This window comes from Pseudomonas fluorescens, from assembly GCF_902497785.1.
In the GTDB taxonomy this organism is placed as follows: Bacteria; Pseudomonadota; Gammaproteobacteria; order Pseudomonadales; family Pseudomonadaceae; genus Aquipseudomonas; species Aquipseudomonas fluorescens_BO.
On record NZ_CABVHK010000011.1, the window covers coordinates 223,224 to 235,369 of the forward strand.

Below are 12,146 nucleotides of genomic sequence, written 5' to 3' on the forward strand. Positions count from 1 at the left end.
AACAGAGACAGAGCACAACAACATGGCTATCAAAGTTGGCATCAATGGTTTTGGCCGGATCGGTCGCCTCGCGCTGCGAGCTGCCTGGAGCTGGCCAGAGTTCGAATTCGTGCAGATCAACGATCCGGCAGGCGATGCAGCAACCCATGCGCACCTGATCAACTTCGACTCTGTGCATGGTCGTTGGCACAACGAAGCCACTGCAGAAGGCAATCATGTTGTGATCGGCGGCAAGCGCATCAAGGTGACCGCGAACAAAGCGATTGCCGACACCGACTGGTCGGGCTGCGATCTGGTGATCGAAGCCAGCGGCAAGATGAAAACCGTGGCGGTCTTGCAGGCCTACCTGGATCAGGGCGTCAAGCGTGTGGTGGTCTGCGCTCCGGTGAAGGAAAAGGGCGCGCTGAACGTCGTCATGGGCGTCAATCATCAGCTGTTCAATGCGGCGGAACATCGCATCGTCACCGCTGCTTCGTGCACCACCAACTGCCTGGCGCCGGTGGTGAAAGTGATCCACGAAAAGCTGGGCATTCGCCACGGCTCGATCACCACTATCCACGACTTGACCAACACTCAGAGCATCCTCGATCAGCCACACAAGGATTTGCGGCGTGCACGTGCATCCGGGATGAGTTTGATTCCGACCAGCACCGGCTCGGCCACAGCAATTGCCGAAATCTTCCCGGAGCTGCGTGGGCGCCTGAATGGTCACGCCGTACGCGTGCCGCTGGCCAACGCTTCGCTGACCGATTGTGTCTTCGAGGTCGAGCGGGCCACCACTGTCGAAGAGGTGAATCAGTTCCTCAAGGACGCTTCCGAGAATGAGCTGAAAGACATTCTCGGCTACGAGGAGCGTCCACTGGTGTCCATCGACTACCGTACCGACCCGCGGTCATCGATCATCGATGCGCTGTCGACCATGGTTGTCAACGGCACCCAGGTCAAACTCTATGCCTGGTACGACAACGAATGGGGCTATGCCAACCGCACCGTTGAACTGGCCAAGATGGTCGGTCTGGCAGTCTGAGGAGCGGTCATGAAAGCGTTGTCAGCCCTCGCGCCGGAAGTGCGGCAGTACCTGCTCGTCACGGGCAACTACTGGGCCTTCACCCTCACCGACGGCGCCTTGCGCATGTTGGTGGTGCTGCACTTTCACGCGTTGGGCTACAGCCCACTGCAAATCGCGGCATTGTTTCTGTTCTACGAACTCTTTGGTGTGATCACTAACCTGGTGGGTGGCTACCTCGGCGCCCGGCTGGGTCTGAACCGAACCATGAACATCGGGCTGGGCCTTCAGGTCGCGGCGCTACTGATGCTGACGGTTCCTGTCGCCTGGCTAACCATCCCGTGGGTGATGGGCGCTCAGGCGCTGTCGGGGATTGCCAAAGACCTGAACAAGATGAGCGCCAAAAGCTCCATCAAGCTTCTGGTTCCGGATGGGCAACAGGGCAAGCTCTACAAGTGGGTGGCCATTCTCACCGGCTCGAAGAACGCGCTCAAAGGTGTCGGCTTCTTTCTTGGCGGAGCGTTGCTGGCACTTATCGGCTTCAAAGGCGCCTTGCTGGCCATGGCGGGTGTCCTGGCGCTGATCTGGATCAGCAGCTTGATTCTGTTGAAGAAGGACCTGGGCAAGGCCAAAGCAAAGCCAAAATTTCGCGACATCCTCTCCAAGAGCCGGGCGATCAATATCCTCTCAGCGGCGCGGATGTTTCTGTTTGGTGCTCGCGATGTCTGGTTTGTAGTGGCCTTGCCGGTGTACCTGAGCAGTGTCTTGGGCTGGGACTTCTGGAAGGTGGGTGGCTTCCTCGCGGCCTGGGTAATCGGCTACGGCATCGTGCAATCCTTCGCGCCTAACATCACCGGCAAGAAACGTGGACACGTACCGGACGGTCGCGCGGCATTTTTGTGGGCACTTGCACTGGCAGGGTTACCTGCGGCAATCGCGCTCGGGTTAAACACGGGTTTGTCGCAACAGAGGGTGCTGCTCGGCGGATTAATGGTCTTTGGCGCGCTGTTCGCGGTGAATTCGTCACTGCACAGCTACCTGATTGTCTCTTACGCCAAGAAAGACGGCGTGTCGCTGGACGTAGGTTTTTACTACATGTCGAACGCTATGGGACGACTGATCGGCACGGTGCTCTCCGGTTGGGTTTATCAGGTGTATGGGCTGGGTGCGTGCTTATGGATATCGAGCGCATTCGTGCTGCTCGCAGCACTGATTTCTATTGGGTTGCCCAGGCATGCCGAGGCGATATAAAGCCACTCTGAAGTGGCTTGCAACCAGTCGCCAAGGCCGAGCCGCGACCGTCAAGACGTACCTCATCCCGTACATCGACGGCATCGATACCGAAAAGCATCAATGTTTTGAAAGAGAAAGAGCGAGGATTTCAGTCTCGTTTCCCGCTCCAGATGTTTGTGCGCGATTTGTGTGTGGGTGTCGGGATCTCGCAATTACATAGCTTTCACCTAATTCGGCAACTGGGTCCAGAGCATCCACACGGAGACTGCACACAGCACCGTCATCAGGCAGATACCAACGATCAACCAGCGTCGCTCAATGATAAAGGAGCGCTGGTCCGCCTGGAGTTCGTCGCGCGCTTTCGTCATCGCCTTCAGTTTATTGGCGGCATCGCTCGCGGCGCTGGCATACGCATCACGCTGCCGGGTCGCTTCGACCAGTTTCGCTGCCGTCTCTGCAGCGCTTTGCCGTGCTTGTCGCAGGGCATCGTCGGCGGTGCTCACGTGCTGTTTCAGCTGGATATTTTCCTGGCGGATGGCTTCGATATTTTTCAACTGTTCCTTGGCCACCGATTCCAGAAATGCTTTTGAACTCGGGTTGCTCAGCACCACGCCCTGCAGGTAGCCATTCGGTCCTTCAAGTGTCCGCTTGATGCGTTGACGGTGTGCCTCTTCGCGATCATCGGTGGTGTCCTCTTCCGGGGTCTTGTACTCGAAGACCTTGGGAATACCGACCTCCACAAGCGGAATACCGAGCGCTCTGAGTTCGGTCTGCTTGGCGGCATCCACTGCGTGGGTGTTGTGGATCTCCAGGTAAAGTTTGCCTTCCCATTTGGTGGTCAGCCAATGCGCTGCCTGGAATTCCAGATAGATGTCCACGTAGCGATTGCCATTGACTGTAGTCACCAGCTTTTCAGCTTCGATATGGGTGATGGTGATCGGTATTTGATGGCTGTTCCTTGATTTGCCGCTGGCAGGGAAATCGAGGCTCAAGGTCATCGTTGTGACGCTGAGCAGTGCCTCTTTGAACAGGAGGTGATTCAGCGACTCCCCCTCGCCATGGCCGCCACTACCGTCGCCGATGTAGGAGAAGTAGCAGCTCTCGCCCTTCATGACATGTTTGACCGGAACGCGCTTTCCGGGCCGATGGTTGCTGAAGTAACGGTCGGGTGTGGGTTGCCCGTTGAACTGGGTCGTGCGCTGATGGGCGACTTGTCTGGCCGTGACCATGTGGTCGAGGCCGGCATCGTGAGGGGAGGTGAATGCGCGTGTTTTTGCCATGGGTTGTCAAACCTTCCGTGGGTGGTGAAGCGTGGTCACAGAACTCTAACCGATTCAGTGAAATTCAAAAAAGCCTCGGCAATGCCATACACAATCAGGCATCTCGGCTGAACGCCGCGTAATCCGTGCCTGCCGGGCAATCTGGCGCCTTGAAATAACGCCTTGCGTGAACTTAAATCCACTGAGCACGTTTGTCTGTGAGACGCCTGCCATGAAACTCTCTGGTGATGTGCTCGGCAAACTCGGCGTCAGCCACGCCGATGTGGACAAATACCTCGAACCGCTCACTGCGGCGATGGCCAGGTACGGCATTGCTTCCCGGTTACGCATCGCCCATTTTCTCGCCCAGGTGGTCCACGAGTCCGGGCACTTCAAGCATGTCGAAGAGAACATGAATTACTCGGTTGACGGCTTGCTCAATGTGTTCGGCAAGTATTTTCCTTCCCGGTCCCTGGCCCAGACCTACGCGCGCAAGCCGATGATGATCGGCAACCATGTCTATGCCTCGCGAATGGGCAATGGCGACGAGGCGAGCGGCGATGGTTACCTGTACCGCGGCCGGGGGCTGATGCAACTCACGGGTAAATCAAACTACAAGGCGTTTTCAAACTGGCTTGAGGAAGACGTGGTGGCCGCGCCCGAGCGCGTTGCCCAGCACTTTGCCTCGCATTCGGCGGTGTATTTCTGGGACAGCCACCACCTCAATCGGTTGGCCGATACCGACGACATCCGGCGCATCACCGAGGCCATCAATGGCGGGCTCAAGGGCTTCGACGAGCGCCGCCTGCTGCTGGAAAAAGCCAAGGCCGCGTTGCGCGATGAGCCCGAAGGCCAGAGCCCTGCGGCCGAGCTGGACAGCACGGACTTCAAGCCGGCCCATCAGGTAGCGCCTCTGCAATTGAACCTGCGTTCGGCCCCGCGTGTGACACCGGCAACCTGGGTGGCCACGCTGCATCAGGGTTGCAAGGTCGAGGTTGTCAGCCAACTCGCCGAGGGTTGGGTGCAGATCCGAGTGCAGATCGGCCACGCGGTGCGCGAAGGGTTTGTGGCCGAACAGTATCTGGCGCCGCTGCCAATCTCCCGTGGAGGGTTCGACCCGGTAGAAGCGCCGGTGCCAGAACGGGTATTCCCGGGTGTGCACTTGCAGCAGAACCTCAAGGCCATTACCCGCAAAAGCGAAACAGGCAGGGCCTACCCACTCGGTGAAGGCCGGCGCCCGCACCGCACGGCGAGCAAGCCTTCGGCCCGGGCGGCGCAACTGCTGAAAATCATCGATTACCTGGACTGTGCCGCAGCCGCCCACCGTCGTTACAAAGCCGCCGCCGGCAGCACCTGTAGCGATATCTACGCCTATGATTATTGCCACCTCGCCGGCGTCTACCTGCCACGGGTCTGGTGGACCGAACGCGCTTTGCTGCGCATCACCGGAGGTGAAAGCGTGCCGGTCGCTTATGGCCAGAGCGTGCGCGAACTCAACGCCAACGCCCTGCACGATTGGCTGGAAGACCATGGCCCCGGGTTCGGCTGGTACCGCGAGCTAGACCTGACGACCCTGCAGGCCGCCGCCGACGCCGGCGAAGTCTGCCTGATCGTGTCCCGGCGCAAAGACCCGAACCTGGCCGGTGAAATCGCGCTGGTGGTCCCTCAGCAGGATGGGTTCCAGGCCCGGCATGACGCTGCCGGCCGGGTGACGCGGCCGGTGCAGTCGATGGCCAGCGGCAGAAATCGCAAGTACACCGTCAGCCGCTCGGCCTGGTGGCTGAACGACCAGTACCAGTCCTTTGCTTTCTGGCGTCATCCCTGACGCCGTGCGTACCAGGAGCTCTTTATGGACAAGCGTGCGCTGTGCATTGGCATCAACGACTACCCGGGCACCGAAAATGACCTCAAGGGCTGTGTCAACGATGCCCATGACTGGGCGCAAGCCTTGGGCAATCGCGGCTTTGTGGTCAACACCTTGCTCGATGCCGCGGCCACCAAACTGGCCATGGTCGGCGCCATGACGCAAACTATCGCCGAGGCCGGGGAGGGTGGCCTGGTGGTGTTCACTTATTCCGGCCACGGTACCTGGGTGCCAGACCTTGGCGCAGACGAGCCTGACGGGCGCGATGAGGCCTTGTGTCCCAGGGACATCGCTGAGGGCAATGCCCTGCTCGATGACGAGATCGAGGCGATCTTCGCCAAGCGTGCGCGCGGCGTACGTATCCTGTTGATCTCCGACAGTTGCCATTCCGGCTCGGTGACCCGTGGCGACAGCAGCGAACTGGACCCGGAACTGCCGCGGGCGCGCTTTTTACCCCCTCAGGTCTGGATGCCCCCAGAGCAATTTATCAACGTCGCGCAACGGCCCAGGCAGTTGTTGGGCGGTTTGGCGCGCAGCGGTGGCGACCTGTTGCTGGCCGGTTGCACGGACAGCCAGTTGAGCTGGGACACGCGCTTCAAGAACCGCCCCAACGGCGCCTTCACTTATTACGCCTTGAAAACCCTGGCCAGTCTCGATGCCACGGCGACCTATCAAGACTGGATCAAGGCGATCAGTCCGACTTACCTGCCCACAAACCAATTGCCGCAAGATCCACAGCTGTTCGGCAGCCGCACGGCGCGTCACTGGCCAATTCTGAGCTGACGCCGAGTGCCTATCCCTTTGCCGTGGAGGCTGCGGGTATGAAAACGTTTGATGAGAAAACCCCGCCAACGCCGGGTTTGAAGCTGCCGCTGCTGCATGCGGCAACGGCTGGCGGGGCCATGCCCCAGGCCTTGACCTTGCCCGGCAGTCGCGGGCCGGGTGGCGCCGGCGTCGGCCTGCTGGACAACGTGCAGGTCAAGCGCACCTGGCAGTTGGCGCCGACGAGCCGCAGCGGCGACGCCCCCCATGCCGAAGTGCTGGCAGCCGATCAGGGCTTGCTGGCGCTGGAGGCCACCGACGGCACCACGATTTTTATCCGCACCGACACCCTGATTGAGCAATTGCGCCGCACCCGCCCGGAGCTGGTGGACGCCTCGGGGGCGGTGGACTTTGCCGGCTTGCGCGACAAGGCAGATGTCAGCCGTGGCGCCCTGGGCTGGGTCTGGCAGCAGATCAGCGAGCTGGTGCTGAGCGACGATGCAATCACTGCCGAAGCCTGCAGCCAGATCAGCGATGTGCTCGGCGCCCCGGCCATCGATTGGGCGGCGCGTAGAAGCGCCAAGACCTTAATGGCGGTGATCGAACGCACCCTGGCCGGCGAGCCCGGGCTGTATCGCTGGGATGGCGGGCTGCTCCAGGCCCCGGACCGACACGCCGCGCAAGACCCGCGCCTGATCGAGGCCGCTCAGGCCGGACCTTTGTTGGTGTTCATTCACGGTACGGGTTCGCACACCTTGGGCAGCTTTGGCGACTTGCCCGGCACGGGCGCCTGGCGTGCCCTGCAAAATGCCTTTGGCCAGCGCATCTTCGGTTTCGAGCACCGGACCTTTTCCGAAAGCCCGATCGACAATGCGCTGGCCCTGGTCAACACGCTGGCGCCCGGCACCCGCCTCAACATCGTCAGCCACTCCCGTGGCGGTCTGGTCGGCGATTTGTTGTGCCTGGACCCGACCGACAAAAGCCTGGGTGAACTGATCGAACGCTACCGCAGCACGCCCAGGCCCGACGAGGCGGAGCGCGAGCGCACCAAGCCGGCGCTGGCCGCCGAGCGCGAACAGTTCGCCGCTCAGGAGCAGGTCAAGTTGCGCCTGCTGGTCGATCTGCTCAAGCAGAAAAACCTGCAAGTGGGGCGCTATGTGCGGGTGGCGGCACCGGCCCGGGGTACGTCTTTGCTGTCGGACAACCTGGATGTATTTCTGTCCTGCCTGCTGGGCTTGGTGCGCAAGTTTGGCGCCTGGAGCATTGGCGCCTCCACCAGCCTGATCGCCACGCCGTTGGTCGGGGCCGCGGCCAAGGACCTGGCGGACCGCGGCCTGACATTTCTAAGCCGTATCGTCCTGGAAATTGCCGACAAACGCCTGGAGCCGCAAACCGTGCCCGGCATCGAGGCGATGCTGCCGGAAGCGCCGATGAGCATGCTGCTTGGCAAGGCGCGGGTGTCGCCTTCAGTGCAGATGGCGGTGATCGCCGGTGACATCGAGGCCAGTGGCAACGGCGTCTTGCAGCGGGTTGGGGTGATGTTCGTCGATTGGGCTTTTTTCGACCGGGCGCGCAATGATTTGGTGGTGGACACGGAATCCATGTACGGCGGCATCTTGACCCGTGTCGAGCAGTCCCGGGCGATTTTCGTGCACAGCGCCCAGGTCAACCATTTCCGCTACTTTCGCGATGACGTCAAATACCAGAACCTGCCGCTGCCCAGCGCCCTGCGGACCTGGCTACTCGATCCCGCGCCTCAGGGGCGCGCGCCCTGGCGAGAAGAACTGACGCTGCCGGGCCAGGCCGAGGAGGACCAGGGAGCAGCCGACCGTGGCGAGCCGACAACCGCGGCCAACGCCCGGCCGGTGTTGATTTTCCTGCCGGGCATCCTCGGCAGCCACCTGGCGGCCGACGGTAACCGGGTCTGGCTCGACCCGCTGGGCCTGTCCACGGGGAGTCTGCCGCGGATTGCCATCGACAGCCGCCGCACGGTACGCAAGGACGGGCTTGTCGAGTTGACCTATGGCAAGTTGGTGGAGTATTTGCAAGACAGCCATCGGGTGACGGTCCACGACTATGACTGGCGCCAACCCATTGCGGCACTGGGCAAGGAACTGGCCGGAGTCATCCGCAACGCGCTAACCAATCATCCCGATCAGCCAGTCCGGTTGCTGGCCCACAGCATGGGTGGCTTGCTGGTGCGGGCGGCCTTTGCCGCCGACAAGACCCTCTGGCCGGAATTGGTCGCGCGCCCCGGCGGCCGGCTGCTGATGCTCGGCACACCGAACCAGGGTTCCTATGCCTTCGTCGAAAACCTGCTCGGGCAATCCGATACCGTGCGCATGCTGGCGCGGGTCGACTTCGCCCACAATTTGCAGCAAATACTCGATGTCGTCGCCGGCTTTCCCGGTGCTCTGCACCTGTTGCCGGCACCTGATTTCAAAGACACAGGGCACCTGGCCAAGGTGGAGTTTTACAAGGCCGGCTATTGGAAAACCCTGGCCGGGCTCAACGACGACTTCTGGTTCGGCAAAAACCTCGGCGGGCTGCCCAATCAAGCTGCACTGGATCAGGCGCAGGCGTTCTGGAAGGACATGCTCGACACCCGCTGGGTCGACCTGGACCAGACTCGCATCGCCTACGTGTTCGGCAAGGCCGACAACACGCCCTGTGGCCTGGAGATTATCGATAAGGCCGGCAAGCCGGCGCGGCTGATGATCCGGGGCACCGGCAGTGGTGATGGTTCGGTGACCTGGCGCTCCGGGCGCTTGCCGAATCTGCCCGAGGAGCGCTACTGGTTCATGCCCGTCGACCATGGCGGCCTGACCGGCACCCGCAAGTACTTCAGCGAGATCCAGGCACTGTTGAGCAAGGGCGTTCCCAACACCCTGGGGCGCCTGCCGGTCAACCGCGCAGAGGAACAGCGTGCCCCCTTGATCAGCTACCGGGGCGGGCCACCCCTGTATCCCACGGATCAGGAACTGCTCAGCCGTATTCTCGGTAGCCGCAGCAGCCTGTTGCGCAGCCGCAAGCGCAGCGTGCTGCAGATCGTGGTCAAAGCCATGGACCTCAGCTTTGTGCAAGTCCCGGTGATGTGCGGGCACTATCGCGGCGATCCGATTTCCGGCGCCGAAGCGGTTATCGATCAGACCCTGGTCAACGGTGCGCTCAGCCATCGCCATCGTCTGGGCCTGCATTCCGGGGAGTTGGGCAATGCCACCGTGGTGTTGATGCCGCGTTCGAGCGAGGAACACCTGCGCCAGACAGGCCGTGGTGCCTTGGTGGTGGGGCTGGGTGAAATGGGTACGCTGTCCACCGAAGGCGTGACCCAGGCCGTGCGCGCAGGCGTATTGCGCTATCTGCTGCATGCCTCGGATTTCTACGGCCAGAAAGCAGCGGAGCTGGCACCCGCCGGTCAGGGCGCGCCGCTGCCGTTGCGCCTGGCCAGCCTGTTGATCGGCACCAATTCCACCTCGCAGTTAAGTGTCAGCGACTCAGTCAAGGCGGTGGTGCTCGGTGTGTTGCTGGCCAATCGCGATTTCGCCGCCGGGGCGGCGGAACGTGGCGCCACCCAGGCGTTCATCTCGCGCCTGGAACTGGTCGAGGTGTTCCGTGACACCGCGATCTCGGCCGCCTATGCCGTCAGCGAACTGGACAAGGACCTGGCCACCGAGCTGATGCAACTGGACACCAAACTCGACCTGGCCGATGAGTTGCAATACGGCGAAGGGGTGCGCCAGCGTTTGAGCGTCAGCCCGTTCAGCGATTACTGGCCGCGTCTGTCGATTTCCAGCGTCGACCTTGGCGAAGACGCCGGCAAGGCTGTGTGTGATCCGGCCGGAACCGACCCGTTGCCGGCCAAAAGTTTTCGCTTCTCGTACATGGGGGACAAGGCCCGGGTCGAAGCCCTGGTCGAGCAGCGCCAGCCGGGCCTGATCGAGAAACTGGTCGACAGCTCGCTCAAGGGGCAGGCGTCCACGGTTTACCGCAAGGACTCGTTCTTCGGCAATACCCTGTTCCAGCTGTTGCTGCCCATCGAGTTCAAGTCGTCGGTGCGCAAGTCGCGCAACCTGATCATGATGGTCGATCAGAGCAGCGCCAATCTTCCGTTGGAAATGCTGGAGTCCAACGGTGAACCGCTGATCCGCCGCACGCGCATGATCCGCCAGTTCATTACCGGGCGCTTTCGCCGCGAAGTCTTGCGCACCGACAGCATGAGCGCATGTGTCATTGCCAACCCCAGTACCGAGGGCTACTACACCCAGTTCGGCGGGCCGCAGTGGAGTGAAAGACTGAAACTCCCCGGCCCTGCGCCGAACGATTGGCTGCCGGATCTGGAGGGCGCGGCGAAGGAGGGCGAGGCGGTCACCCGGGTGCTGGACGGCGCCGGTTACACCACCTGCGCGGTACCGCCGGATGCCCGGGCCGGGGAAGTCTTCACCCAACTGTTTGCCCGGCCTTATCGAGTGTTGGTGGTGGCGGCCCATGGGATCTTTGCCAAAACCGGTAAAGACGGCGTCCTGCGCAGCGGCGTGGTGCTCTCCGATGGGCTGCTGCTCACGGCGGCCGAGGTCGACCGCATGGAGATCGTGCCGGACCTGGTGTTTCTCAGTTGCTGCCACCTGGCCAAGATGGAGGCGTTTGACCAGAGTGACAACCGGCTCGCCGCGAGCCTTGCCCGCGAGTTGATCAACATGGGCGTGCGTTGCGTCGTCGCGGCAGGTTGGGAAGTGCGTGACGATGCGGCCAAGACCTTCGCCGAAACCTTTTTCACGCGCATGGCCATCCATGGCGACAGTTTTGGCGCGGCCATTTCCACTGCGCGTCTGACCGTGCTCGACAGTTACCCCGACTGCAACACCTGGGGTGCGTACCAAGCCTATGGCGACCCGTCCTTCCAGCTCAAGGTGATGCCCGCCGATATCATCAACGAGGTGCCCTTGCGCGCACCTGAGGAATTGCTGGACTGGATCGAACGCATTCGCCTGGCCGCGCGTGCGCCGTGCGCCAGTAGCGCGGGGAAAGACTTCGACAACCTGTCGCGGCGCATTACCCAGCGTCTGCGCAGCCTGCCGCCACCCTGGGCGCAGATGCCCGAAATACAGTACGCGTTGGGTCTTTTGTACGGTGAATGCGGGGGATCTGGCTTCGAGGCGGCGTGCGGGGCCTTGTTACAGTCAATCGCCGCCGATTTCGCCCGGGCCGTGGTGCCGCTGCGGGCGGTTGAACAACTGGTCAATCTGGAAGCCCGGCGCGCCGAGGACCTCGCCGAAAAGGCCCGCGAGATGCGCAAACGGGGTGAGGCCGCAGAAGCCATGGCGCAGGAAAAAACCGCGCTATCGCTGATCAATGACGCCATCGCCCGGGCCACGGCGCTGATCAGGCTGGCCAGCCCGCATCCTGATAGCGCAACCCAGACCCAGTCCCTCGGCACAGGTCATCCCGAACGCCAGGCCATTCTTGGCAGCGCGTACAAACGCAAGGCCGTGATTCTTTCGCTGGCACGCAGTCCCTGGAACGTCGTGCGACCCTCCTTGATCCTGGCCCGGGATGCTTACGCTATGGGCGAAGGCGATCCCAATTTGCCCGAATGGAATCCCTATGGACGTATCAACCGCTTGCAGCTGGATGCACTGTTGGGCGTCGTGCATCCCGATCTCGGCGAAGTGTTGCGCTGCCAAACGGCGGCGCGGGGGCGTTTCCAAAAGGGCTACGACTTCTTCGATGCGGTGATGTCGGCCGACGCGGCAGTGGCCGACTGGCTGTTGACCGGCAACCTGCCGCAGCATCCCGGCGCGGTCGCGGCAGAACCGGCAAAAGTGCTCTGTGACCTGTACTGGGACGCCTTGCAGGGCCAGCGACCCTCGGAGCGGCAGTTCGATTCGGTGGTGCGCCAGCTTAATTTTCTGGCCAGCTTCCTCGAGCTGCGCAAGGCCACGGGCAACATCAAGCAGGCCAAGACGCTGCGGATACTGGCCGGTGACTTGCAGAAGGGAACGCGGTGAACCTGTGATCATCGCGA

6 protein-coding genes are annotated in these 12,146 nt (G+C 62.0%); 5 read left to right on the plus strand and 1 reads right to left on the minus strand.

The annotated features are described in order from the left end of the window. The first annotated feature begins 22 nt into the window (after window positions 1-22). Window positions 23-1,027, plus strand: a complete 1,005-nt coding sequence (locus tag F8N62_RS18215; RefSeq protein WP_150711965.1) for an ArsJ-associated glyceraldehyde-3-phosphate dehydrogenase — start codon at window positions 23-25, stop codon at window positions 1,025-1,027. Between the two features lie 9 nt (window positions 1,028-1,036). Next, window positions 1,037-2,257, plus strand: coding sequence for an organoarsenical effux MFS transporter ArsJ (gene arsJ, locus F8N62_RS18220; protein ID WP_150711966.1), 1,221 nt, complete (start codon window positions 1,037-1,039; stop codon window positions 2,255-2,257). Between the two features lie 209 nt (window positions 2,258-2,466). On the opposite strand, the gene F8N62_RS18225 is transcribed toward arsJ, so the two are convergent. Further along, window positions 2,467-3,519: a hypothetical protein gene (locus F8N62_RS18225; protein WP_150711967.1), complete on the minus strand. Its 1,053-nt coding sequence runs from the start codon at window positions 3,517-3,519 to the stop codon at window positions 2,467-2,469. Window positions 3,520-3,730: 211 nt separating this feature from the next. On the opposite strand from F8N62_RS18225, the gene F8N62_RS18230 reads away from it, so the two are divergent. Genes F8N62_RS18230 through F8N62_RS18240 form a run of 3 tightly spaced genes read left to right on the plus strand, consistent with a single transcriptional unit; the run spans window position 3,731 to window position 12,129 of the window. Further along, complete coding sequence (locus F8N62_RS18230; RefSeq protein ID WP_150711968.1) at window positions 3,731-5,323, plus strand: glycoside hydrolase family 19 protein; 1,593 nt, start codon at window positions 3,731-3,733, stop codon at window positions 5,321-5,323. A gap of 24 nt (window positions 5,324-5,347) precedes the next feature. Further along, a complete protein-coding gene (locus tag F8N62_RS18235; RefSeq protein WP_150711969.1) occupies window positions 5,348-6,145 on the plus strand; it encodes a caspase family protein in 798 nt (265 codons plus the stop codon). 38 nt (window positions 6,146-6,183) lie between these two features. Continuing rightward, window positions 6,184-12,129, plus strand: coding sequence for a CHAT domain-containing protein (locus tag F8N62_RS18240; protein ID WP_150711970.1), 5,946 nt, complete (start codon window positions 6,184-6,186; stop codon window positions 12,127-12,129). Window positions 12,130-12,146 lie beyond the last annotated feature (17 nt).